20 protein-coding genes are annotated in these 25,646 nt (G+C 60.9%); 6 read left to right on the top strand and 14 right to left on the bottom strand.

The features are described from left to right. Position 1: 1 nt before the first annotated feature. Positions 2 to 1,162, top strand: coding sequence for an acetylornithine deacetylase (gene argE / locus DL899_RS08800; protein ID WP_111733929.1), 1,161 nt, complete (start codon positions 2 to 4; stop codon positions 1,160 to 1,162). A 19-nt stretch (positions 1,163 to 1,181) separates the two neighbouring features. Here argE and DL899_RS08795 read toward each other — a convergent pair whose 3' ends face one another. Next, entirely contained in the window at positions 1,182 to 2,633 is a 1,452-nt protein-coding gene (locus DL899_RS08795; RefSeq protein WP_111733927.1) for an N-acyl-D-amino-acid deacylase family protein, read from the bottom strand. A 966-nt stretch (positions 2,634 to 3,599) separates the two neighbouring features. Here DL899_RS08795 and DL899_RS08790 point away from each other — a divergent pair. From DL899_RS08790 to DL899_RS08765, 5 genes are all read left to right on the top strand, one after another. Then, entirely contained in the window at positions 3,600 to 4,529 is a 930-nt protein-coding gene (locus DL899_RS08790; RefSeq protein ID WP_111733925.1) for a DUF2493 domain-containing protein, read from the top strand. Positions 4,530 to 5,067: 538 nt separating this feature from the next. Continuing rightward, a complete protein-coding gene (locus DL899_RS08780; protein ID WP_007120662.1) occupies positions 5,068 to 5,274 on the top strand; it encodes a hypothetical protein in 207 nt (68 codons plus the stop codon). 554 nt (positions 5,275 to 5,828) lie between these two features. Further along, a complete protein-coding gene (locus DL899_RS08775; protein ID WP_111733923.1) occupies positions 5,829 to 6,422 on the top strand; it encodes a transposase in 594 nt (197 codons plus the stop codon). After that, positions 6,409 to 8,742 (top strand): relaxase/mobilization nuclease domain-containing protein, encoded by a 2,334-nt coding sequence (locus DL899_RS08770; protein ID WP_111733921.1) that lies wholly within the window; start codon positions 6,409 to 6,411, stop codon positions 8,740 to 8,742. Before DL899_RS08775 ends, DL899_RS08770 begins: the two co-directional genes overlap by 14 nt. Before the next feature lie 8 nt (positions 8,743 to 8,750). Next, entirely contained in the window at positions 8,751 to 10,649 is a 1,899-nt protein-coding gene (locus DL899_RS08765) for a type IV secretory system conjugative DNA transfer family protein (RefSeq protein ID WP_239494664.1), read from the top strand. A 42-nt stretch (positions 10,650 to 10,691) separates the two neighbouring features. Here DL899_RS08765 and tnpC read toward each other — a convergent pair whose 3' ends face one another. From tnpC to DL899_RS08690, 13 genes are all read right to left on the bottom strand, one after another. Then, positions 10,692 to 12,194, bottom strand: coding sequence for an IS66 family transposase (gene tnpC / locus DL899_RS08760; protein ID WP_111733919.1), 1,503 nt, complete (start codon positions 12,192 to 12,194; stop codon positions 10,692 to 10,694). A 38-nt stretch (positions 12,195 to 12,232) separates the two neighbouring features. Continuing rightward, positions 12,233 to 12,604, bottom strand: coding sequence for an IS66 family insertion sequence element accessory protein TnpB (gene tnpB / locus DL899_RS08755; RefSeq protein ID WP_111733917.1), 372 nt, complete (start codon positions 12,602 to 12,604; stop codon positions 12,233 to 12,235). Continuing rightward, positions 12,601 to 12,954, bottom strand: coding sequence for an IS66-like element accessory protein TnpA (gene tnpA, locus DL899_RS08750; RefSeq protein WP_111733915.1), 354 nt, complete (start codon positions 12,952 to 12,954; stop codon positions 12,601 to 12,603). Before tnpA ends, tnpB begins: the two co-directional genes overlap by 4 nt. Before the next feature lie 560 nt (positions 12,955 to 13,514). Then, positions 13,515 to 14,369 carry a DUF3037 domain-containing protein gene (locus DL899_RS08745; RefSeq protein WP_111733913.1) on the bottom strand — a complete coding sequence of 285 codons (855 nt, stop codon included), beginning with the start codon at positions 14,367 to 14,369 and terminating at the stop codon, positions 13,515 to 13,517. Continuing rightward, positions 14,366 to 15,163: a HipA family kinase gene (locus DL899_RS08740; protein ID WP_111733911.1), complete on the bottom strand. Its 798-nt coding sequence runs from the start codon at positions 15,161 to 15,163 to the stop codon at positions 14,366 to 14,368. The genes DL899_RS08745 and DL899_RS08740 overlap by 4 nt, the downstream gene beginning before the upstream one ends. Beyond that, positions 15,160 to 16,311 (bottom strand): restriction endonuclease subunit S domain-containing protein, encoded by a 1,152-nt coding sequence (locus DL899_RS08735; RefSeq protein WP_111733909.1) that lies wholly within the window; start codon positions 16,309 to 16,311, stop codon positions 15,160 to 15,162. The genes DL899_RS08740 and DL899_RS08735 overlap by 4 nt, the downstream gene beginning before the upstream one ends. Beyond that, positions 16,311 to 17,876 (bottom strand): class I SAM-dependent DNA methyltransferase, encoded by a 1,566-nt coding sequence (locus tag DL899_RS08730; RefSeq protein WP_204355284.1) that lies wholly within the window; start codon positions 17,874 to 17,876, stop codon positions 16,311 to 16,313. The genes DL899_RS08735 and DL899_RS08730 overlap by 1 nt, the downstream gene beginning before the upstream one ends. 17 nt (positions 17,877 to 17,893) lie before the next feature. After that, positions 17,894 to 20,263 carry an EcoAI/FtnUII family type I restriction enzme subunit R gene (gene hsdR, locus DL899_RS08725; RefSeq protein ID WP_111733908.1) on the bottom strand — a complete coding sequence of 790 codons (2,370 nt, stop codon included), beginning with the start codon at positions 20,261 to 20,263 and terminating at the stop codon, positions 17,894 to 17,896. A 537-nt stretch (positions 20,264 to 20,800) separates the two neighbouring features. Then, positions 20,801 to 21,880, bottom strand: a complete 1,080-nt coding sequence (locus DL899_RS08715) for a TrbL/VirB6 family protein (RefSeq protein WP_111733906.1) — start codon at positions 21,878 to 21,880, stop codon at positions 20,801 to 20,803. 407 nt (positions 21,881 to 22,287) lie between these two features. After that, positions 22,288 to 22,476, bottom strand: coding sequence for a hypothetical protein (locus tag DL899_RS08705; protein WP_055296390.1), 189 nt, complete (start codon positions 22,474 to 22,476; stop codon positions 22,288 to 22,290). Then, on the bottom strand, positions 22,473 to 23,459 hold the full coding sequence (locus tag DL899_RS08700) for an ATPase, T2SS/T4P/T4SS family (protein WP_055296391.1): 987 nt from the start codon (positions 23,457 to 23,459) through the stop codon (positions 22,473 to 22,475). The genes DL899_RS08705 and DL899_RS08700 overlap by 4 nt, the downstream gene beginning before the upstream one ends. A 4-nt stretch (positions 23,460 to 23,463) precedes the next feature. After that, entirely contained in the window at positions 23,464 to 24,843 is a 1,380-nt protein-coding gene (locus tag DL899_RS08695) for a TraB/TrbI/VirB10 family type IV secretion system protein (RefSeq protein WP_111733902.1), read from the bottom strand. Further along, positions 24,840 to 25,583: a TrbG/VirB9 family P-type conjugative transfer protein gene (locus tag DL899_RS08690; protein ID WP_420820965.1), complete on the bottom strand. Its 744-nt coding sequence runs from the start codon at positions 25,581 to 25,583 to the stop codon at positions 24,840 to 24,842. The genes DL899_RS08695 and DL899_RS08690 overlap by 4 nt, the downstream gene beginning before the upstream one ends. Between the last annotated feature and the right edge of the window lie 63 nt (positions 25,584 to 25,646).

Genomic DNA, 25,646 nt, shown 5'->3' with positions numbered 1-25,646 from the left:
GATGCAGACCCGAGAGATACTAGACCGGCTGATCGCCTTCCCCTCGGTTTTCACCGCCGAGGCCTATGCCGGGGTCACCGACTACGCGATTTCGCTGCTTGCCCCTCTCGGCGTGACGTGCCATCGGCTCGAGGCGCCGGGCGGCGGTCGCGCGGGTCTCTTCGCATCGACCGGGCCCGCAGGACCGGGCGGCATCATGCTTTCGGCGCATCTCGATGTCGTGCCGACGGCGGGACAACCGTGGAGCAGCGACCCTTTTGTCGCCACAGAACGCGACGGCAGGATCTACGGACGCGGCACCTCGGACATGAAGGGCTTTGCCTCCGCGGCGATACGCGCGATGGCGGAGGCGTCGAGGCGCCCACTCGGGAAGCCACTGAAGCTTGCGCTTTCCTACGACGAGGAAGCCGGCTGCGTGGGCATAGCCGAGATGGCAGGCGCGCTCGACCGGACGATCGGTCTGCCCGAACTTTGTATCGTGGGCGAACCGACTTCGATGCGGATCGTGAACGGCCACAAGGGAAAGGTATCCCTGCGTGTCCGGTTCACCGGATCCGCAGGGCATTCCGCCAGCGCGCCCGACCACGTCAACGCCCTGCACCTCGCCTGCGACTTCATCGGCGTGCTGCGGGACTTGCAGCAGGAAATTGCCGAGAAGGGCCGAAAGGCAGAGGGTTATGCCGTTCCCTATTCGACGGTCCACGTGGGCAACCTCTCAGGCGGCGACGCGCTAAACATGATACCGGAGGCCGCAACGCTCGAATTTGAGATCCGCCACATCGCGGCGGAGGATCTCGACGCCTTACTCGGACGCATCTCGCGTGCCGCCGCGAAGATCGCCGATGATGCGGCTCAGCGACGGCCCGAGGCGTCGGTAAAGATCAAAGAATTCAATCGATATCCCGGCTTTGACATGGACAGTCGGGCCGCCATCGATTTCCTCGTCGGCATCGGTGGCAAACGGCCCGAGGGCAAGGTCGATTACGGTACCGACGGCGGCGTCATAGCGGATCTCGGCGTTCAAGTTCTCGTTTGCGGGCCGGGCGATATTGCCCGCGCTCACAGGGCCGACGAATACATTAAGGCGACCGAACTTGATCAATGCGATGCTTTCCTCAGTCGGGTTCTGGACACGCTCGAAATCGGCTCACCCTTGCCCTAAGAGCGGAACCGACATCGCGTCAGACCACTTTGACCGGCGCGGTCTGCTCGAGCGGGCGCCCCGGACGGGCTCCGGTCTTGCGGCCGTCGACCCAGACTTCGCGTCCATTGACCATGACCCTGTCAATCCCCTTCGCTGGGGCGATGGGGCGTTCGAACGTCGCGCCTTCGGAGATGTTTGCCGGGTCGAATATGACAAGGTCGGCGAAGGCCCCGACCGCGATACGACCCCGCCCTCCCAGCCCGAAGCGGTCTGCGGGCATGGACGTCATTCGCCGCACGGACTCTTCCATCGTGAACAGGCCTAGGTCGCGAGCGTAACGGCCGAGGACCCGCGGGAAGGTTCCCCAGACCCGCGGATGAGGATGCGAGCCGCCAGGTATGCCGTCGGAACAGATCATCGTGTGCTCATAAGACATGATCCGCTGTACATCCGCCTCGTCCATGATGAAGAAGATGCCCATTGCCGGCAGCAGGCGCTGCAAGGCGTCGTCGATATCCGTGTTCCACAGCCGCGCAACGTCGTCGAGGTCGCGCCCGGCGAACTCGGGATGGGGCTCGCTCTCGGCGATCATCACCCGCGTGGCCTGCTTGTGGCGACCTGAATCGAGGATCGTCGAGGAGGCGACCCAGGGCGTTGTGTCCAGCCCGACGTCCTGCGTCTTAATGGCTTGGTCAATCATCCGCAGCGTGATCTCGGACTTTCCATGGTTGGCGAGCCCCGCACATTTGTGGTGCGATACATGGACGCCGCAGCCGCTTTCGCGACCCACTTGAAATGTTTCCTCCAGCGCTTCGACAACCCGGTCGGCTTCGTCCCGCATATGCGTGACGTAAAGTTTGCCATGCGCCTGCGCAATCCGGGCAAGTGCGATCAGCTCACTGATCGGCGCGGCGCGCGAAGGCGGATAGTACGTGCCAGTCGAAAGTCCGATCGCCCCCTCGGCCAGCGCCTGATCGAGGCTGCGGCTCATCGCCTGGACCTGCCCGGGGTCTGCTGGCCGCCCCAGGTCCGGCACCTCGTTTATCCGGAGCGTCGTGTGCCCGATCAGGCAGGCGGCATTGACCGCTGAAGGCTCGGACATCAGCCGGTCGCGGTAGGCTGCGAATGTCGAAAAAAGGCAGTTTTCGTCCTCGACGACCATGCGCAGCGGTTCGGGCACGGCGCTTGTGTCCTTCAGCGGGGCGACGGAGAAACCGCAATTTCCGTTGATCACCGTCGTGACGCCCTGCGAAGTCATGAACTCCATGTCCGGGCGGGTCAGCAATGCGGCGTCATGGTGAACATGCGGATCGATGAAGCCCGGCGCAACGACCCGACTTTTTCCGCCCACCACACGCCCCGCCGACCAGTTCCGCAGATCGCCTGTCGCGACAATGCGATCGTCCGTGACGGCCACATCGCCCTTGCGCCGTGGAGCGCCCGTACCGTCGATGATCTCCGCGCCGCGAATGATAAGATCTGCCTGCATTGGCACCTCCTGTCTTTGAGCTCCGAAGTTGGCCAGTCTGAATGATGCGGTATCAGTGTAAGCGCATGAAGGATTGCCGATCCATCTCTAAAGGTTACGCGGAGGTAACGCAGGTTCCACCATCGTGAGGTTGTAATCAGTTGTCGGCAGGGACATTGCAACAATAATTCCTCGATCGACGCACATTGTTGGTTAGTTTGTTCACTCACCATCAAAGTGCGTTGCAGGTTCGAAGGAGCCATTCGCTGAGGTGCGCACGCAGGGCGGCAATGTGCCGAAAGCCCTCCTCGACGCAGGCCACTCGAATGGCGCTTTGTCCCGCATCTTACCAGTTCGTTCGTCCCGCAGCGAAGTTCCGCTTTTGACCTCTACAACTGAAACTCAGAATTCCCCCAGTCTTCTTTGGGAAAGCAGTTCCAACTTGCCTTCCGGCCTCCCCTTCTCGGCTTCGCGTGTCGGAGGGGAGAACGGCCCTTGGGTCCGTCGCGCATTCGGCCATGCGGCCTCACCGCGGCGTTGCACCCAGGCCCCCGGTTTGCCCGCCTCGCGAGCACGTCCCTCCCCGGCCGCTCCGCCGGATTGCGCTCTGGTCTGTTTTGGCCTGAGGCCAAAACGATCCCGCCGCTCCATCCGTCTCCCGCGTCCGGTCGAGCCGTTTGCCTGCTCGGGTCGGGCAAACCTACCGTCAAAACACACACACATGAGCGTGGAAGCATATCCTCCGGATGGCCCCCAAATCAGCCCGCGTCAAGGATCGCAAAACTTTTCGGCGAGGGCGGCGCCCGTGGCGCGGGGCGGTCCCGTGGGTGAGGACGCGCATGTGTCGGGTGCTGCGCGCGGAAAACTTTTGCGCCCGGCAAGCCGGCGGCTGCGCCGTCCCTGACCCGGGCAGATTCGGAAACCAGGCATTCGGCCATGCCCCCACACTCACGTGGTGGCCTAGGAACCGAATACTGGAGACCAGACATGGCTTACGACACCGCAAACACCTACGAGACCATCGAACTTTTCGGGCTGACCGAGAAGGACGCCCACCTGCCGATCCCGGAAGATAACATCCTGACCGACCACATCATCCGCGAGAGCTTCGAGGCTTTGCTCGGGCAGCTGCGCGGGACCGGGCTTGAAGCGGAAATCGAACCGCTGGCCCATGGGCTCGCGACGATCCTCCAGCGGCGCAAGGTGGCGCTTGGCAAGGAGGTCGACCGCACCGCCGACAAGATCGGCGCGCTGGCAAAATCCCATGACGGATCGGAGATCGCCGAGACCGCGCTCGAAGAGGCGCAGGCGCGCTTTCTGCAGCTGCGCGAGATCGTCAGCGCCATCGAGGTGATGAGCGAGGCGGCGGCGGAATGCTACGAGATCGAAACGGGCCACGCCTTCATCCCGGGAGCTGGGTCGCGCGCAAGCGTCCGGGCGCAAGAGACCGGGGCGGTCTTCGAGGCACGGCAGCTGCTGGAGCAGCACGACCGCGAGACTGCCGAGAAATCGAAAGTCGAGGGGGTGCCCCTGATCGTCTCAGGCGCCACCGACTGGACCGATGTCGATGTGATCTTCAACACGCTCGACAAGGTTCGCGAACGGATCAAGCAGAACCGCAACCAGGAGATCTTCCTCTGCCACAAGGGTGGCAAGCACGGGGCGGAGATGATTGCGGCCCGGTGGGCCCGGGCACGCGGCGTCGCGCAGGCGCGCTTCGATCCGCGCTGGTCCGCGCACGGGCGGGCGGCACCGTTCAAGTGCAACGACGAAATGCTGGACGACAAGTTCGCGGCGACGGGGGTTGTACTCTTCGGCGGCAACGGGGTCGCGCTGAACCTCGGGCAGAAGGCGGAAGCGAAAGGTCTGACAGTCATGCGGGTTGCGGACCCGGCGAAGAAGGCGTCGCAGGATTGAAGAGAGGGGGTCGCGCTTGGCGCGGCCCTTTCGTCATGTCTCATGGCGCGTGCGATTGGTCATGCGTGATCGGCAGTCTGCGGCGGCCAGCACCGTTATCCCTCTACCCGGTCCGTCAGCGCGCGGCCCATCCGCATCGGTACGGGCTGGGGATGGTGCGCACCTCACGCACATCGTCAGCGGGGCAAGACGCGAGGGGTCGAGACGTCGCACTTGAGGCTGAAGACTTGCGCGTCCCTCGGGTGGTGTTTTGGAACATCGCATCCACGCGGGCGGGCTCCGTCAGCACCCCGGCCAGGCTCGGCGGGACGCGGACGCGGATGGTGGCGGCGGGGTGGTGGCAGGGGTCATCCGGATCACTCCTTTTTGCTCATAGATGTGGATCGCACGGGGTCGGCCCGTCCGTGCCCTCAGCTCACGCTTCGGCAAGCACAAATACGGCTTCCACGGCTAGCCGCGGACCCTCCGCATTTGCGCTTGCGACCGGGCCTCTTGCCCCCGTGCCGGGTGATCCCCATCGCAACAAGGAGTAACCCAAATGACCAACCACTACGTCGCCACCGTCCCCGTCAAGTTCACCGACACCGATGGCCAGGAGCGCACTCGTTTTCAGCGCGTGGGTGCGATGTTCCGCAACACCCGCAACGGGGACGGCTCGGAGTTCTTCAGCCTCAAGCTTGACTTCCCGGTCGCGGTCTCGGAGCTGGTGATGTTCCCGCCGAGCGCAAAGGATCCCCAGGACTGAATCCTCTGACGAGGATGGGCCGCCCCAGGACGATCCGGGGGCGGCCCGATCCCTGTTCCAGGGATGCCGTCACCGGCGCGTGTGATCGCCTACAGCGACCTCCTCTTGGTGCCGGTCGCTGCGCGTTCAAGAGACGCACTCCCCCCGGAATGATCAGGCCGCGACAGACCGGCCAGTCAGCCTCAAGGGGGCCATCCCCAAAAACCTGTCGCCTCCTGGTTTTTGCGGCAGAGATTTGGCAAGCCAAATCTGGCCCTCCTTGACCCTGCCTGTCCGTCCTGTCGGTGGGGTTTGCGCCCGCCCGCGGTTCCGTCCGAACACATGCGTGTTCGGCCAGACCCTCGGGCGGGGCTGGGGAAGGGGGCCTTTGAGGTTGGAGGCTGTGCTGGTGGTGAGGTGCAGGCCCGCGCCCCTTCGGGCCGCGGGGGAAACGGACACCAAGGCTGCCTGAGACTGAACGCGACGTAAGTATATAATTGACAGCGTGGTATATTATCGTAAGGTAGGGGCAGCCTTGGTGGAAGGTGGCAGGAAATAGGGGGTCTTTCTTCCGCATGTCCCGAACAAAACGCCTGACAGAGATCGAGAAGATGCAGATCGTCCGCGAGGCCGCGGAGGGTGTGCCGACGTCCGAGCTGGCCGAGCGTTTCGAGGTCACATCGCGGGCCGTGCGCTACGTCCTGAAAGCCGATGTCGAGCGCCAGACGGATGCCGCGATCCCGGTCTCAGCGGTCAGTGTGAAGGTCACGGCTGCGGAGCTTGCGGCCCTTGACGCGGTGCTGGCGAAAGCGGGGATCGAGAGCCGGGCCGAGGGGCTGCGGCGGCTCATTCAGGCCGCAGGCGGGGTGTTCGTTCCGGACGCGCAGTTGGCGGCAGAGTTGGCGCGCTATCGCGCCTCTCTGCACGAGGTTGGCAATGGGGTCGCACAGATCGCCAAGCAGATGACGCGGGCCAACCGGATGGGGCAGGGGGCTGATGGTGGCACGCGTGCCGAGTTCTCCGAATTGCGCCTCGCGCAGATTCGCGGGCTGGCGCGGTTCATTCTGGATTCCGCGGATGAGATCGACCTGCTCCTGCGCCGCCGTCGCGACGCGATGCAATTGGAGGCTATGGCCGCGCTGAGGGAGTTTGCCCATGCGGCTGAATGATGCCGTTGACGCTGTCACAGGCGAGGTGTTCCGGGACGGCTGGAGCCGCATCCGGGGCTCGATGCAGGGGCTGCACGTGGCCAAGCAGAGCCAGCTTGTGCGCGCGGCAGCAGGGCATCGGCCAGCGGTCTTCAAGGCGATCCGGGGTGGGGGCACGCATACCAAATCACAGCTCACAAACCAGCTCGAGTACCTCACCACCAAGTCCACCCATATCGTGGACAGCAGCGGGTTCCTCGATGGCAAGGCGAAGCTCGAGGCGGGTGACATCAAGGACCTCACCGAGCGCTTTGCCAAGCGGTGGGACGCGGGCTTCAAGCCCAAGCTTGGGCAGACCACCCATATGCTCATGTCCTTCCCCATCAGCACCCGCGGCGAGGATGTGCGCGACATTGCGACGGATGTGGCAGAGCGGTTCTTCCAGACCGATGAGGGGCATTTCGACTACATCATCGCGGTGCATGAGGACCGCGATCACCCCCATGCGCATCTGGTGCTGAACCGCCGCTCGCAGGAAGGCGAGTTCTTCTTTCTGGGGCGTCACCACCGCTTCAACTATGACGACTTCCGCCTCGCCATGGTCGAGGAGGCGGAGAAGTATGGCGTGCGCCTGGAGGCCACGCGCCGCATCGATCGCGGTGTCGTGCATTACCCCGCCCGGACCCGCGAGGTCTATGCGGCGAAAGACGAGGGGCGCGCGCCTCGCGAGCGCGAACGCGTGGGGGCTGACCTGACGCGGACGCTGGCGGAGATCGCCAACACCAGAACTGTCTACCACGCGCTTGCCGCGGAGGCTTCGCGAGAAGCCCGCGAGGATATCGCGGCAGCCCTCTTCCGCGCGGGCGAGGTGCTGGCGCGCGGCGGGCAGGTGGACCGAACAGGAGATGTGTATATGGCCGAGGATCAAAGCTTCGAGGATCTGAGAAGCCTCTATGCGGAGAAGCTCGCGCGGGTGCAGGGCATGATTGCCGAGAAGTCCGACGCGGAACGTCCCGTGCTGGAAAAACGCCTCATCGAGATCCAGACGCAGGTCCAGCACATGCAGCCTCTCGGATTGCGATCATCCACGCTGTCAGAGGCTCCTTCGGAAGGCGGGGTCTATTCAGAGGCAAACATCCAGGAGAGCCAGTTGGAGCGCCTCGCCGAGCCAGGACTGCGCTCACGGATCGACGCGGCCCTGCGCGGCACCGGGATCAGCACATCGGAAGTGGTGGCCCGGATCGAAACCGGTGCGTCCAATGCAGCGCTCGAGCATCAATGGATCGCCGATGATCTCTCCAAGGTGGCCGAGGCGCGCGATCTGAACCTCGAGGGCCGTGCCGATCTGGAACAGGCGCGCGACATTCTCAACGATGTGCATGTCGAGCTTGGCACGCTTCTGGAACGGGAAAACGTGCTGCACCGGGATGGCGTCGTCGAAGCCGAACCGGTCAGCGAGCGGTTCCATTATCACCGGGACGCGGTGCAGGCGATGGAAGGGACAATCCGTCAGGAGATGCGCGCAGAAGGTCTGACAGCGCAGCAAATCGAAGACCGGGAGTGGGAGGTGGTCTCAAAGGCAGAGCGCCGGATCGAGGCGGAGCAGCGCGCGTATCTTGAGGCACATCCGGAGCTGCTCGCCCGTCCGGACGATGTGATCGACCGGTCCGAGCCCTACAGGGAGACCATCACCGATGCGGCCCGCGCCAGTGAGATCGCCCGCGAGGTCGACCGCATCATGGACGGGCGCGATATCCGTACGCCCGTTGCAGATGCTGTCACGGATGACTTGCGCGCGCGCTATCCGGACATGCCCTCCCACCTCGCCCGTGGGCTCGGTGCGACCTATGCGGCCGTCGTCGAGATACGGGACACGGAGGCCATCAATCAGGTTCGCCGCGACAACGAGTTGCGCCAGGGGCTTGGGGTTGGAGCCCGCGACGACCTTCTCGCCGCCCGCGATGAAACTGCTTCGCAGTCTGGCCGTGCCGATCGTGTCTCAGACGTGATTGCGCGTGTCCTGCACCATGAGCGGGCCGGGGAGCTGTCCGCGCCCTTCGAGACTGAGGCGGAGCGGGACGCTTTCCGAACCGAGATCGCGCGGGTGCTTGATGACCGCCAACTCGACCGGCTCACATCCGGAGATGCCGATGCGCTGGACAAGGTCCTCGAGGACCGTCTGGACCGGCTATATGTCGCCAAGGTCTATCTGCAATCGGATGCCGCGACGGCCAACACGGAGGCCTTGCGCCAGGTGGTCGAAGAACTCGCCGACGCAGAATACGAAAAACACCGCGCGACAGACGTGGATGGCGAGACCGAGCGGGGCCAGGTCCATTGAGCGCCGCCATGGGAAAAGCGCGGATCGCCATGGGCGTCCTGCTGGTAACGCTGGTGACAGGGGCCATGGGTTATACCATCGCCTCGGCGGTACTGACCTACCAGGATCTCGGCTTCGGGGCCGAGATCGATTTTGCCTATATCGCGCAGAACTACATGGCGATCCTCAATCGCCGCCCGGAGGACGCGCAACTTATTCACCTGATCATCGGCAGCTTTGCCGCCACCGGCCTGATGCTGAGCCTCGCCCTCTCAGGGTCAGCCCTCACACGGTTTGGCCAGACCCATTGGCAGAGCGCGCGGGAGATGAAGGCCAACGGGTTCTTCGGTGCACCCGGGACAGGGTTTATCCTCGGCAAACTTGGTGCTCCAAAATCCCGCGCGAAATACATTTGCTCGAAAGTCTTCCCCCATGCGCTGATCGTGGCCCCCACGGGCCGCGGAAAGACCACGGGCTTCGTCATTCCGAACCTGCTGACCTGGCAGGGCTCCGCCGTCACACTCGATGTGAAGGGCGAATGCTTCGAGGCCACGGCCCGCCACCGTGCTGCCCAGGGCGACAAGGTCTACCGCTTTGCCCCTACCGATTGGGAGGGCAAGCGCACGCATCGCTACAACCCGCTCCTGCGTATCTTCGAGCTGAAAGACCCCGCCCGCCAGCAGATGGAATTGCAGCTCTTGGCGACGCTTTTTCTGCAGAGCGACAATGACCGGGTGCAGGGGCTTCTGAAAGGCGGGATCGATCTCTTCGTGGCGGCAGGCCTGTTGGCCTTCCAGCGCAAGCGCCCGACCCTGGGCGAGATCTACCGCATTGCTGCGTCGGGCGGGAACAAGCAGAAAGAATATTTTTCGCGCGGCCACGAGGTGGAGAACAGAGCCGCCAAGCTGATCTTCACCCGGCTGGCCTCGACCAACAATGATACGCTGACCTCCTATGTCTCGCTCCTGATGACTTCAGGGCTCGATCAATGGCAGAACCCGGCGATCGATGAGGCGACGGCGGTGTCGGATTTTGATTTCCGGACGATCCGCAAGAAGCCCTTCTCCGTCTATCTCGTGGTCCAGCCGCTGATGGTGAAGCCCCTCGCGCCGCTGATCCGGCTCTTCTTTTCCGATCTCCTCTCCGCAATGCAGGAGAAGGATCCCGGACCGGATGAGCCATGGCCCGTGATGATCATGCTCGATGAGTTCAATCGCCTGGGCAAGATGCCCATCGTGGTCGAGAGCATCGAGACCCTGCGCACCTATCGTGGTCACCTGGCCGTCGTCACCCAAACCATCCCCGCCCTCGATGAAATCTACGGCGAGAACACCCGCCGCGCCCTGCAAGGCAATGCCGGCGTGAAACTCTACCTGACGCCATCTGATGAAAAAACCGTCGAAGAGCTGAGCAAGGCCGTTGGCAAGACCACCAAGACCGTCGTCACCCGTTCTCAATCCATCGGCAAGAACCCCTTCGAGGGCCGCAGCCAATCCACACGGACCGAAGAAAGCTCTTTGTTGCCAGAAGATGAAGCGCGCCGTCTGCCCCTCGATGAAATCGTCATGGTCATTGATGCCCAGATGCCAGTCCGGGCAAAGCGGGTCCAGTACTTCGACGATCGGCTGTTCAAGGCGATCCACGGGGCGCAGACGGGGGAGTTGCCGTTTCCGGAGCCTGGGGGAGGGGGGCCGCAGGGGAATCTCCCGCTCAGTGTGCGCGCCATGCCGATGACGCCGCCAGCTGACGGTGCAGGCGGATCCGACGCCGACGTTGAGGCCGCGCGCCAGGCTGCTGATGGCCAATCGTCAGAGCAAACCCATCTCGCCCCAAAGAAGACCGCGCCCGTCGTTCAAGCCGTCATCGCCGAGGAACAGCGCCAGATGGAGTTGGATTTTGGTAGCCAGGTTGTGGATGTCGAAACGTGACCGTCCGGTTATGGTGCTCTGGCACTGTCCCGGCGCAGCCCGTTACGCTGCCCCGGCAGCGTAGCGCCAAGGGAGCAACTCGTCGAGACGCGTGATTTTATGATCGGCGATACGGGCGAGCACCCATGTCAGCCAGGCTTGGGGGTCAACGCCGTTCATTTTGGCTGTTTCGATCAGGGAATAGGCGATGGCTGCGGCCTTACCGCCGCCGGGGGAACCGACGAAGAGGAAGTTTTTGCGGCCAATAGCCACCGGCTTCATGGCCCGTTCCGCTGAGTTGTTATCGATCTCCAGAATGCCATGATCGAGGTAGGGGCGCAGCTTCTTGATCCGGGTCAGGGCATAGCGGATTGCCTTGGCCAGCTCGGATTTGCCGGGGATGCGGGTCAATTGCGCGGCAAGCCAGGCTTCGAGATCATTGAGGATCGGCTTTGACCGGGATTGGCGCAGCCGAACACGGTCTGCAGGCGGCAATCCTCGGGCGTTCTTTTCCACAGCGTATAGCTCGGCAATGCGCCGGATCGCTTCTTCGGCCACTTGCAGCCCCTGCGACTGGAATACGTCCACGAACTTGCGGCGGATATGCGCCATGCAGGCGACCTCGCTGATCGCACCGGATCGGTAGAGATCATTGAACCCGGCATAGCCATCCGCGTGCATCCAGCCCTTGTAACTGGTCAGATGCGCCGAAGGATGCTCGGCTTTTCGGTTTGTCGTGAACTGATACCAAGCGGCAGGCGGATCACCTCCGCCCCAAGGACGCTCATCGCGCACATAGGTCCAGACCCGCGCGGTGGCGCATTTGCCTTTGGCTTGCATCTTGATTGGGGTGTCATCTGCGAAGATGGACTGCCCGGCCTTGACATGACGGCCAATTGCATCGGCCAGAGGCTCCAAGAGCGCAGTAGAGCGGCCAACCCAATCGGCCAGCGTCGAGCGGTCCAGATCGATCCCTTCCCGGGCATAGATTTGTGACTGGCGGTATAGCGGGCAGTGATCCGCGTATTTGCTCACCAACACGTAGGCCAACAGGCCAGCTCCAGGGCGACCGCGCTCGATGGGTCGTGAAGGCAGAGCGGCTTGAACGATCCGGTCGCAATCGGCGCAGGCCATGCGCGGGCGCACGATGCGGTTCACGACGAACCGGCCCGGCACGTATTCCAACTCTTCGGTGACATCCTCGGAGATTGCGCGCAGCTTGCCGCCACACTTGCAGGCTCCTCCAGGGCTCAGCACATGATCGAACCGGGGCAGTTCCGGTGGCAAAGGTTTGCGCTTCGGCTTGGCCTTCGGTTCTTCGTCGGCAACATCGGCAGCGGCTTCTGGCGCTTCATGCGCCGCTGCCGTCTCCTCCTCTTCCAGCTTCAGTTGAAGCTGATCCATGCTCTCGGATTTGGACCCGAACCTATGCCGGTTATGCCCTGCAAGCTGGTGTTCCAGCTTGGCGATCCTGAGCGCCTGCGCCTTCACCAGATCGAGCAAACCCTCCGCCGTCTCGCGGAGTTCGCCGGGGTCGGCAGGCAGGATTTTGGGCGTATCCAACATGGCCGAAGATATACCCCGGCAATGTCGGAATGTGAATCCTACACCTCTGGATTTGTTGGTAAATTACCGGCAGTCAGAGGCGTCCATGTCTTCTGTGGCAACCGCCAGTCGATGCCCTCCAAGAGCATGGAAAGTTGCGCTGGCGTCACGCTGATCTTGCCGTCCTTCGCGGCAGGCCAGACAAAGCGCCCGCGCTCCAGGCGTTTGCTGAACAGGCACGCTCCCTGACCATCCCACCAGACAATCTTCAAGAGATCGCCACGACGGCCACGAAACACAAACAGATGCCCCGAGAACGGGTCTTCCTGCAGGATCTTCTCGGCTAGGGCGGACAGGCCGTTGAAGCCCTTGCGCATATCCGTGACCCCGGCTGCAAGCCAGACCTTCGTTTGTGCCGGAACAGGGATCACGAAGCCAGCTTCCGGATCAGGGCGGCCAACTGGTCGGGATCGAATGGACCGCGAACCGTCAAGCGATGTCCGCCCGCCAGCGCGATGTCCAGTTCAGACGGAGGTCTCTCAAGCTGGGGTTCGGGGGCGGCCATCGGTTCAATCACTTCAACGGGCAGAAACCGCGCCACATCGACCTCTTCCGGCTCCACGTTGTATCGCTCGTCCCTCAGCCAGATGAAAACCAGATTTGTGTTCACATCATAGCGCCGCGCAACCTGGCTGACCGATACACCCGGTAACTTCGTCTGCGCGCAGATCATCCGCTTCTCGTCGTCCGACCAATTCCGCCGACGCCGCTTCTTGCCCATGCCCTACCTCGTTACTGTCCATTATCTCTAACTGGACAGTATCTGGTCATAGCGCACTCCGGCAGAGCGGGGAGACCGGACGGTTACGTCGAAACAGCAGGCGCGAGTGATGAGATGCAGATGCGCTCCGCTGTCGAAGGCTTGGATGAGATGGAAGCGATGTTGCGAGAAGACGGCAGCGAAAATCTGGTTGCTCGATAGGATGAAAAGAGTGTTATTTTTGCAGGGGGGCGGCGAAACCGGACGTTCGAATCTCATCCGTACCGCCATATACCCTAGCGAAAATGTTCACACGCTCCAGATACGACCGGATTTTTCCGTTGTTTTCTAGGGGTATGCGGGAAGGAGTTGAGCACTGGCCTCTTCATCAGGAGGCCCGTAAACGGTTTCTCAGGGCATATATTCTCCGGACCTGTTAACCGACCCACTACGGTCGTCAGCGCACATGCGCTTGTTATTATGCGATAATTTTTCTCGTTGCGTACGCGAGGTTTGGATACTCAACCGAAAGCCGGATGAGACGCGAGTCGAAATCGAAGCGTTGAATACAAGGTGGGCAGCTACTGGACACGACCTTGATGTTGACGCACTTCGTCTTCTATTTCATGGACAAAATCGTCGATTTCGTCTTCTTCGAAAACGCGATTGTCGAAAGGCACTTGTCGCAAGATATCGACCGCATTCTTGTACGCCGGAACTAAAGACGCACTCTGCGGGCGGCCAACGAGAAAATGCACCTGGACGTCTTCGGTGGCACCAACTTTTACAGCAGAGAGGTGGCCAAGCCAGCGGCGTGCCTTGTCCTTGATGTTGTCTGCGTCCGAGAGATCGAAGGATAGTGGCTCGTAGACATGCCAGCGACCGTTCTTCCAAGCATGCCGAAAATCGACAGTATCGGTGCTTCCGTGGACACGCTTGGACTCCAACGAGACTTGCACGCCTTGCTCCTTCAGCTTCGCCTCGACTGGTCGCCAAACATCCTCATCAGACCTGCGTCGTTGCGAAGGGCGATCATAGCGAGTGATGAACCGGTGATAGAGCTGATCGAAGGTTTTCTGTGGATCGGACGTCAAACCCGCCCCTACGGGTGACCATTGCAGCGAACTGTCATCAAGCGGAAGAGCGATGCGCGCATAGTCGCCAGCAGTCTTTTCACCCTTGAACAGGCCTTCGGATTTCAGGCTGCGCTCAACGCTTTTCATGCCGCGTTCGATCGATTCGATGGCGCGCTTGTAAGCATCGCTATCGAGGTCTGGAAATATATTCTTGATCCTTCCGAAGGTCTTACGAGCCTTCGTGAGGATAAGCGGCTGGCCCGGGACAACTACGACCAAGCCGACGTTCACGAACTCGCCGGTTAGGATATCGTGGACGTAGCGTAAGACGACGTAGCTGTACGGCTCCTTCGTGGTCATGTCAGTATCCTCCCTAACTCCCTGATGCAGTCGTCGATGTTGTCCCGAGCGTCAGCGATCAACTTCAACGCAGCATCTATATCAGCTTGGGCGGTTGCCCACTCTGACGGGATGCTTCCTTCATACTCCTTCAGACGCGCATCCGACAAGGCGGTCCATCGAGATTTGATCGACGCGAAGTCGATCGGTGTGCCTTTCAACTCCTGCACGAATATATGCCTGCCAGGCGTTTCCAAATCCTTCATTCCACCCAATATCCATGGCGCTTTCCACAAAAGAACCATTCTATGCATAAATGCGAGCTCGTGATCGATAATTCGAAGCTCGTTGCCGCATATCAGGCAATTCGGGTTGTCCGCCCTCCGATCAGGATTCTGAATGATTGCATCGAACAGCAATATGCCGGATGCAGTTGGTCGCATGGCATCTGACAGCCGTTGGCCGGTCGCCCAAGCCGAGAACCCCGACGTTCGGGTTGACCCGAACGCGATGCGACTGCTGCGGCGCAGTTTGTCTGCGATCTGGGTATCTGAAACAACAGGAATAATTTCCGGCGGTATCTCTACAAGCCAGGGTTTGGGTACAGGCAGCCCGAGATCAGCTGCAAGGCAGGCCGCGATTGCTTCGCGTGCAAGGTTGATCTCGGCTTGATCGCACCCGGCCGAAAGCTTCACGAACATTTCCACATCATCATCTGCTGCTCCGCCAACGGCTTCGCAGGCGGCCAGCACCGGCGCCGTGCGGCCATTGGCAGCGGTTCTGTCAATCCGAGTCAATACTGCGTGTGGAATCATGCCGCACTGGCCTCTGATCTGAAAACCTCATGAAGCAACGCTGGCATAAGGGCATCTACGTCTTCCGTCGTTCGCATCCGGATGCTTCGGATTTCCTGAGCCTTGGCTTGGAGCCGGTTGAACCAAAGCTGAACTGCAAACTCCGGTGTCGGTACAGTAATCGCTTCGAGGCGTGACTGCCCCAGCGTTCGATTACGGTCGGCACTTCCCGGTGAGGCCGCCTGCACCTTTTCCAAGCCTTCTCTGGTTTGCAGATAGAAGTATACAAAATCCGAGCTCATAACTTCCGCCACTGGCACACAAGTCAGATAGCGGTGTGAACCAACGCGCCCATGATCATTTGATCCCGCAACGGCAAAAGCGCCTTCCCAGGCCTTGATATTGCTGAAGACCAAATCGCCTTCTTCGATACGAAAAAGCTTCTGCCATGTAAGCTCTGACCCTTGAAGTGTCGGCTTGTGGAACAACCCGCGACCGAATGATCTTGCGCCGAGTTCTGGGTATGACCCGGCCGGATCCACCTCGACCGGGCGGCGCACAAGCGGGGCGACCTCGGTCATGGGCCGAAGAGGCACACCATCGGTGGCGAGTTGGAAGGCCTTAAGCAGCATGGCATGGGTTTCGCGTTCAGCGGTCTCGATCTCACGCCGACGCTCATCGACCAAGGCCGAAACATCATCGAGCTTTTGCACGATGTCGCGCTGCTCATCGAGCGAAAGCAATGGGATGGACATCTTCAAGAACTTGTCTTCTTTCATGCGAACACGATTGGTCGAACCTTCGCTCGCACGACGGCAGAGATCAACGAATTCCGGGGTGCGCGAATACCATTCAAAAAAGTGCGGCAGCACCTTTGATGAATCGATATCGAAACAAGGAAAGTCGTTGCTGACCAAAGCGCCGTCTAGATTGGCAGGAACGATGCCAAAGGCACCATGCCGTGCGTCAATTCTGGATATCAGAAACTGACCTGCTTTGGCTTTATACTGCCTTGCCGCCGCAATCGCTGAGCCCTGAACCTCGCCGCGCAACGTCAAACCTTTCCCCCATAGTTTGGCGGTGATCTGCTTGTATCGCTGATCCGGCTGAACGGGCACCCAATCCTCGGATTTGGTTAGGAATTCATCAATGCTGATCGTCTTCGCCATCAAGAGCGCTCCGCAAGGACAGTTTTGATTTCGTCCATGATGCCAAGGATCCGTTTTTCCTGTTTGATGATCGCGTCGACAATTTCGGCGGGTGCGCGGTGGTCCGCGACTTCGCCGGAATGAGGGTTCTTGATGTCGAGATTGCAGGATGTGACACGATTCTGTTCATCACGCTTGATCAGATCGGCAGCGGAAACCTTCCAGGCGCGGTCATTCTCCATGCGATCATTCCACCATTCAAGGCAGCCGCCGAATTCCTCATAAGCCATCGGTGCGGTTTTTGAGTACTTCTTGCGACCTTCCGGCAGGGGCAGTTCATAGTACCAGATGTCCTTGGTCGGTCCGCTGGAGTCGAAAAAGATCAGGTTTGCCGGGATGTCCGTGTAAGGCGCAAACACCCCCTCACGCAGTCGCACCACCGTGTGTAGATTGAATTTCTCCAGCAAGTCGGCCTTGATCCGTGCCGAGATGCCGTCGCCGAACAGAGTGCCATGCGGGACGACAACAGCCGCTCGACCGCGCCCTGCACGTTTCAATCGGCGCATGATCAGCTGAAGGAACAAAAGCGCAGTTTCCGCTGTACGGCGATCGTCGGGGAAGTTGTTGAGGATGCCCGTCTCTTCCTCGCCGCCAAAGGGCGGGTTGGTCAGGATGACATTGACCCGCTGATCCTCGCCGATTTCAGCCAGACGAAACCGCAGCGCGTTGCCAGGATCGATCCGCGGGGCATGAAGACCGTGCAGCAGCAGGTTGAGCTGGGACAGCAGGAACGGCAGCGATTTGGCTTCGCCACCAAAGAAGCTGTCTTCCTGCAGGACCCTGTGCTTCTCGACCGTATCGGCCTGCCGCTCGAGGTGCTGGTAAGACTCAGTCAGAAAGCCGCCCGTGCCGCAGGCCGGATCAAGGATGGTCTCACCGAGTTTGGGATCTGTCACCTCAACCATGAAGCGCACCACCGGCCGGGGCGTGTAGAACTCGCCAGAGTCCCCGGCGGCGTCGCGCATCTCGCGCAGCAGTGTCTCGTAAAGGCGGCCAAGCGTGTGGACCTCTTCGGACGAGTCGAAGTGGATGCCATCTATCAGGTTCACAACGTCACGCAGAAGGTAGCCACTTTCCATTCGGTTGGCGAAGCCCTGAAAAACGGTCGCGATCACGTCGCGCCGCTCACGTCGGCCATTGTCACCGCGTAAGCCGCGCAAATAGGCGAACAGGCCGGGGCCACGGCTGCCGTCCGGCCGCTCGGCTTCGTCAGCGACCAAGAACGACAGCAGGTCCGGGCCAGTGATTCCGTCGGCATCCGCTGCCCAATCGCGCCAGCGATACGGCGCCTCGATGATCGAACGATAGTCCTTGCCCGCCAGGTCCGCGCGTCCTTCTTCAATCCGCTCCATGTCGTCTAGGAACTTCAGGAACATGATCCAAGTGAGCATTGGCAGGCGGTCGAGGTCGCCGTTCAGCCCCTTGTCCTTGCGCATGATCTTGCGTGCAGACTTGATGATGCTGTCGAGACGCTGGGCAGTGGTCAGTTGCTTCGGCGCTGCCTTCTTGCGGGCGGTTTTTGCCAATCTAGGCCTCCTTCAATTCAAGCGGTATAGAGCAGGCGCTGCAATTCGGTGACGGCGCTGCGCAGCTCCTTGCCCCCGCCGAAGCGGGCGGCAATTTCGATTACATTGCCCCATTCGTTGAATGGGGGCACTTCCAGGATGTCAGGCAACTTGAACTGAGCGCTGCCGTGTTCTGCATATTTCTCAAGCACAGCGCCCAGAACTTCGCGGGCATCAGGCCCGAAGCGGGCCAGAAAGTCGTCCTGTTCCCGCAGCAGGCGATCCGCGCGCTCACGACGTGTGCGCAACGGCGCATTGTAGGCGAGATGGCAAAGTAGGTCGAACGGGTCGGCCTCCGGCTTTCCGACCGCCTCGGCAAGGGAGTCTAGCTCGATGCCTTTCTCCTCCAGCCGTTCGACGATCTCGGCCCGGCGCTCGGGGTCAAGCCAGTCTGTCCGAAGTTCCGAGGCGTTGGGATAGAGAGTGCGAACCTTGTCGCCAGTATAGTCGGTCAGCTGGCGGCAGGCGAGTTGACGGCCGTCGGAATCAAGCTCGTAAACGAGGTGCCGGACAATCGAAACCTCACCGCCATCGACGTAGAATTTCCGGGGGCCGGCTTCTGGCTCGTCGTCGAGCTCGACCGGTCCATCTGGCAAATCAGGGTAGTCGTCGGGATCCAGTGGCGTCTCTTCTATCTCGCGCTCTTCAACGACATCACCTTCTGCATTGATCACCGCTTCATCCTCGCGGACGGGATCGCCGTCGAAAGCTGGATCAGCAAACATTCGTGTTGCAGTGCCGGTGTAGTCGATGATGTTGAAGGCGAGCTTCCCATAGTCGGCCCTGAGGCGCGTTCCGCGTCCGATAATCTGCTTGAACTCCGGCATCGAGCCCACCACCCGGGCAAGCACAACGTTCTTGCAGGTCGGGGCATCGACGCCGGTGGTCAAAAGCTGCGAGGTGGTGAGGATGACCGGCGTCTGGGTTTCGACATCCTGGAAATTGGCTCGGTGCGCGCTGCCAATATCACCCTCGTCAGACGTGACGCGGCAAACATAGTCGGGGTGATCCTTCACCAGATCGGTGTTTAAGGCAGCGAGCGCTTGGCGCATTTCGAGCGCGTGTTCCTGGTCGACGCAAAAAACGATGGTTTTGGCGAAACGATCAGTCTCCGCCATGAAGCCCGCCAGGTGTTTCGCGATGGCCTGCGTCCTTGCACGAAGCGCCACGACTCGCTCGAAATCTCGCGTGGAATACTCGGAGTCGGGGATTTCACGTCCATAGCGGTCAAGCTCGCCACGTGTCGGGCGCCATCCGGCGGCATCATAGTCCGAGATGACACGGTGAACGCGGTACGGGGCGAGGAAACCATCGGCGATGCCCTGCGCGAGACTGTATTCGTAAAGCGGATCGCCGAAGTAGTTATAGGTGTCGAGGTTTTCCTCGCGCCGCGGCGTCGCTGTCATTCCGATCTGGGTCGCTGGTGCAAACCACTCGAGAATCTCGCGCCAATTGCTGTCGTCGCGCGCGCTGCCCCTGTGACATTCATCAATTATGATCAGGTCGAAGAAGTCGCGTGCATATTCGCGATAGAGGCCAGGACGGTTTTCGTCGCGCGCGATGGACTGGTAGATTGCGAAATAAACATCACGACTTTTGACAGCGACACCACCTGCGATCTTGTGTCGGGCATCGCCGAATGGACTGAAATCCTTCGCCATCGGATCATCAACCAGCACGTTGCGATCCGCGAGAAACAGGATCTTTGGATTCCGGTTGACCCCTTTGGAATTCCAGCGTGCAGACCAGAGCTTCCAGCAGATCTGGAAGGCGACGGCAGTCTTGCCTGCTCCGGTGCACAGTGTGAGTAGTGCTCGCTTCTGGCCCTGAAGCACCGCCTGAACGGCGCGGTTCACAGCGATTTCCTGATAGTAGCGAAGAGGCTTGGCTCGGTCTGGGAACGTGGGCGTCAACAGCCGTTCGGCCACTTGATCGTCGGAAATGCCCTCGGCGCGGCGGAGCCGAGCCCAGAGATCATCGGGCGCCGGGAAATCCCCAATGATACTCTCAACACCGGTTGTGTAATCGAATTCAACGACTTCGATGCCGTTTGTCGAATACGCAAACTGCAGCCCAAGAATCTCAGCATACTCCTTTGCCTGCTGAAGTCCCTCAGCTGCGTGTTTATATCGGGACTTCGCCTCAACAACGGCAATTGGAAAATCCGGGTTATAGCGGAGCAAATAGTCTGAGCGCTTCTGTTTTCCCCGGCGGGCTTTTCCGCCAATGAAAACTACCCGACCATCGGTAAATGTTTTCTGTTCGTTGATTGCATGCGGACGATTGTCCCAGCCTGCTGCCTGCAGCTTTGGGACGACGAATTTTCTGCAGGTATCAGCTTCGTTCATGCGTAATCTATTTCGCCCGGTTTCGACATGCCATTGCGAAGTAAACGGCTTGTCAAAGAACCCAGCTTAAACAAATGCACAATTCTTTGGTTTGGCTGCTCTTTCACCTGACAATGGCTCACGGAGGCTACAGCTTCAGTGACAGTGCCTGCAAGCCCTATTCGGCCCGGCGCATCAGACTCCCCACTTGCTGTGATCAATCGTCAGGAACGTTACCTCGCAGTACCTCCAATGTCAGTCCGGGCGGCTGACGGCCAGCAAGGATCGCCTCCACAATGCCTAGAGCAAGCTGAGATAACCTCAGCGTTCGTGCCAAATACGGAGCAGCAATCCCCTCGCGTTTGACCAGTTCATTGATCGTGGCAAACTGGCCGGACTGCAGCATCCTCTACTACCGGAACGCATGCGCGAGAACCTTGACTAGGAAGCTGCTATTCTGGCGCGGTAGCATGGCTCTAACTGACAGTCGCACGTCATTCCGCTAACTGTACTTCACGATGGTGATCTCCACCTTCCTCGAGTGCTATGAGTTGACCGTCACCGCCTGCCAAGGCGTCCCAACCTTGAAAGCTGCGCAAGCATTCTGGCTCCTGTGCCAGTCGCGTCGCCGGGAGGAGCTGGGGTTGGCCCCCCAGCAGTATTTGGACGGTGTGGCAAGGCCTGCACACCGAAGAACTGGCGGGCACGCAGAGCTGCGTATTCGGCCCCGGTGGCGCCACCGATGGCGTAGCGGTTGTAGACCTGCTGGCTGCCGGCAAGCCCTCTGGCGAAGGCATAGCTTCCCCCGAACCCGGCCGAGAGTGCTGGCATCATGATGTTTCCGGAAATCGCACGAACCAAGAAAGGCGTTGCTATGATGAAACCCTTTGCCATCAGCACCATCATGAAAAATGGGATAAGGGCCCCTATGTTTGAGGCCCCCTCTGGGTCGCCAAGCTCGGCAAGAAGCGCCCGAGAGACCCCCGTGATCGTCGCGAACACGCCGGCGACTACGATCGGATACATCGCGAAGGAGATCAGCGCCGAAAGCCAGCGCGCGAAATAGTCCTTGGTCACGTCGAAAAGGGTCAGGAAGATCATGACCGGCGCGATGCCGATCAGAAGGGCGATCATGAGCCGTGACGCTACAACAATGAACGCCGCCAAGCCACCTAGGATCGAGAGCAGCAGTACCCCAAGCGTGTCGAGCAAGGCGCCGGCCATCCAGTTCAACTCAGATCCCGCAGCATTCAGATAGTCCCCGAGGGCTGCGATCAGATCGTCGAATTCCTCTGCAAAGGTACCGGACGGACCTGGTGATCCGCCGCCAACAGAAGCAACAAGGGCCCCGGCAATGCTGTCGATCCCATTCAGTATCGCTGAGGCAAGCGCATTGAACTGGACCCAATTGGCCGCGAAGATACCTATCAGCCCGACCTTCACGGCCAGCCAAAAGGCAGTTCGGCCGTCCATGGCGCGATACTGGTAGATCATGTTGATGAAGACCAGAATGACAACCAGTGTTGTGCCCAGAACCAGTATCGTGCCGACCGTTGCTGCGACCGCGCCAAACTGTGTCTCGGCAGCGGTATTGAGATAGCCTTCGGCCGTTTCCACGAAGTAGGTGACGACACTCATGGATCCCTACCAGTTTCCAGCGGCTTCGCAGATTGGCATGGCTTTGCGTCGAAGCTCATTTGCTTGGCGCCGGTATTGGGACGTCGCTTCCACGATCTCCCAGTATTCGGACGAGGCGAAACGCTCAACGTATACGCGTTCGGCTGCTGCCCAAGATGGATACCGCGTGGGACATTCACAGCTTTGGGCTTCAACGATGCGTTGCATACTCTGCGCCCGATAGATTTGTTGGATCAGGAGCCGTTTGTGGGCCTCGCGTACATCGATGTCTTGCATCCACTGTGGCTCGGGAGGCTGGTCTGGGCAGACATCCGGCTGATTGTCGAGCGTTGGGACCAAGTTCCGCTCGGCCACGCCAGCGGTTGGGCAGAGAGCGGCGAGCAGGCCTGCCGTTGCAACGACCCGCATCATTCTAAAGCCGCCTTCGTCGCAACAGTTTCACGCTTCAAGAAAGTGGTGTAGCCGTAGTCACCCGCTTCGGCGGTGATGACTTCCCACCCCTCCGCGCCGCGCTCATTCAAGGCGCTTCGCATCGCGTCGTAGTCCTTTTGTTTTTTCACCTCAAAGAACAAGATATCGTATTCAAACGTCTTCATGGAGAAGTTCCAATCTCAGTTGCGCCGGGGAGGTAGAATTCGGTGATGCCGCGTTTGCCGTCATGCCGACCGGCCTGGATGATCACATCGATCGAATTTTCGATGTACTGGATCATGTCGGCATAGGTCATCGGGATTTCGGTCTTGAGTGCCGCGATCGCGAGCCGCTGCACGGCGAGTTGCGGGGTTTCGGCATGCAGCGTGGTCATGGACCCGCCGTGGCCGGTGTTGATGGCTTCCAGAAAGGTCATGGCCTCCTTGCCGCGCACTTCGCCCAGGATGATCCGGTCGGGACGCATGCGCAGCGTGGCGGTGAGAAGCACATCGGCGGTCTGGAATTCTGCGTCGCGATTGGCGATGAGGGTCACGGCATTGGGCTGGGTCGGCAGAAGCTCGGCGGCTTCTTCGATGGTGACGATGCGTTCCTCGGCCGGTACGTGAGAGAGGATCTTGCGCGCGGCGACTGTCTTGCCGGTGGAGGTGCCACCCGAGACGATCATGTTGAGTTTGTTCTCGACGCAGAAGGCCAGCGCATCATCGATCAAACCCGCGGCCACCACGGCGCGCAAGGCGCGCTTCTTTTCCACGCGCAGATCTTCGAGCTTGCGCTCCTTTCCGTAGAGGAAATCGAGCGCGATACCCTCGAGCGGCAGGCTTGAGAAGAACCGCAGGCTGATCGACATGGCCGAGAGCACGGCGGGCGGGGTGATGACCTGTGCGCGGATCGGGCGACCCTTATAGGTGATCGAGACCGAGACGATGGGGCGGTCCTTGCTCATCGTGGTATTGGCCGAGGAGGCGATCTGGTTGCCGAGGTCCCTGACCTGAACGCCCGTCAGCCTCTGGTCCAGCGCGCGCATGAAGTGATCGCCCTGGAATTCGCCCCAGCAGGTGCCATCAGGGTTGATGCAGATCTCGATGACATCGTCGCGAGCGGCGGCGTCGATCCGGTCGAGCGAGGTTTCAAGATAGCTCAGCGACATGGGCTCAGAATATCTCCAGATCGCGGTCGACCATCACTGTCACGCGGGCCCCCTGGTCGACATAGATGACGGGTCCGATGGAGAGGTAATCGCCAATGACGCTGTCCGTGGCATCTGCCAGATCATCGCCAACGTCTTCGAGAACGTCGGCGGCAGTCTCATCCTGGACCTCGGAGGCGGCGGCACTTGGTGCCGCGGAAATCAGCGAGATCAGGGCGGCCGACCCGAAACGCTCGGCAAAACGCGTGTCCACGAAACCAGTTACGCCGGAGCGACCCAGTTCATCGCCCCCGAAAGAGCTGATCTGGACGGTCTGGCCCGCGGGCAGGATGATCCGGTCCCAGGCGATGGTGACGCGGCGCTGCGCGATATCGACGCCAGCGCGGTAGCGCCCGACGAGACGGGATCCGCGGGGGATCAAGAGGCGCGCGCCATCGACGCTGTAGACATCCTCGGACACCACGGCGCGGGTCTGGCCGGGGAGGGAGCTGTCGAGGGCTGTTTCCATGACGGCCTGGATCATGGTGCCCTGTAGAATCGTGTTGGAGGGATTGGCGATCACCTCGGCCTGCGTCACGGTGGAGGGCAACGCACCGTTCAGCACGAAATCCGTCACTTCGCCAAAGGTGCGTTCGGTCAGCGCAGTCTCATTCGCACCTGACGTGCCACCGAAGGCGATGGTGGGCGAGGTGATGCGACGCTCTTGAAACGCGCGCTCCTCAGCCGCGCGGCGCTCAAGTTCCGCGAGCCGCCTTGCCTCCTCCTCGCGGCGCAGCCGCTCCTCTTCCCGCGCCCGCAACTCGTCCTCTGTAGGGCCAACGGGCGCGGGAAGGGGACGATTGGCTTCGAGCTGCGCGAGTTCAAGGTCCATGCGGAGTTGCTCCAGTTCGCGATCGCGCGCTGTGAGCTCATCGCGAAACTGTTGCTGCGCGGATTCTGACGCCGCTTGCAGCGCCGCGATCTGGGTGGTCAGTGCATCAATGGCTTCCGCGGCAGCCGTGTCTTCCTCGACCACGGGTTCAGGTGCGTTGCGCAATTCCTCGATCTGGGCCTGTAGGGCGGCGAGCTGCGCCAGAAGCTCGGCATTGGGCTCGACGGGCTCGGGCGCGACCAGAACCACTTCGGGCTCGGGTGGAGGTAGGGTTTCGATGGCGCCGAAGCCGTCGCCCTCGTTCTGGAACACGTCCGGCGTGGCCGTGGGCAGGGCTTCCTCTTCCTCGGGTTGGGACATGAAATAGAGCAGTAAACCGCCCGCGCCGATCACGAGGACAACGACCAGTGCGAGCAGCGGTGAACGTCGCGGGGCAGGGGGCGAACCTGCGCCTTTGCCTTGCTCGAGGGCGGCGAGACGTTTCTCGAGGTCCGCGTTTCCGGTGTCGCTCATGATCCTACCCCCGCAGGCGGTGTTGCCTCGATACAGACAACCTCTTCCCCGATCCTCAACACCCATTGCCTGTTCACCCCGGAGACCCGGATCACTCCGTCCTCGGTGGCTTGCGTGTTGACCGTCCGCTCACGGCCACCCGCGTAGCGAAAGATCGCGGGCACCGGCGCGTTCCGCGGGAACTCGAAAAACGTAAACGTCCCGTCATCCCAGATACGAGTTGGCGTGAACTCGGTCCGGGCGCTGGCACCGTAATTGTAGTTTGGCGCTTGGGCGGCGATGGCCCGGGTGGGGCGCGCATCGTCCTCCGGATAGCGGAACTGCACCACGTAGAAGGTTGGGCTGCGGACCTCCTGGACGTTGAAGTAGTAGCTCCGGCGGTTTGTATAGACGGTCACATTGGTATGGACGCCTCGGGCGACAGGCTTGATCGCGAAGGCTTGCCCGCCCGGAACGCCGTCGATCTCGAAGCCTTCCGTGTCGCCGGCGATGATCGAGCGGATGCTCTCGCCTTCCCCGAACTCGACCGTGGTCACATGGCTGAGCGACACGCTGAGGCGGTAGACCTGACCCTCCTGATAGGTGGCCAGCCGCACGCGGTTGTCATTGGGACCGCCGCGCGGGATGGCTTCCGCGAAGGCGAGGCCGGGCAACAGGGCAATGACAAAAATAAGAGTGTCTGACGTCAGCACCTGTGGGACAGATTTGAGGATTTGAACACCGGAGGGGTTCTGGTTCATCGTAGCCTTTAAGGAGCGAAGATGAACAAGAAACCCGGAACATCAAAGGACAGCGCCGACAAG

The organism is Roseovarius amoyensis (assembly GCF_003260265.1).
GTDB lineage: Bacteria > Pseudomonadota > Alphaproteobacteria > Rhodobacterales > Rhodobacteraceae > Roseovarius > Roseovarius amoyensis.
The sequence above is the reverse complement of the archived record's forward strand: the minus strand, read 5'-3'. Positions and strand labels throughout refer to the sequence as shown.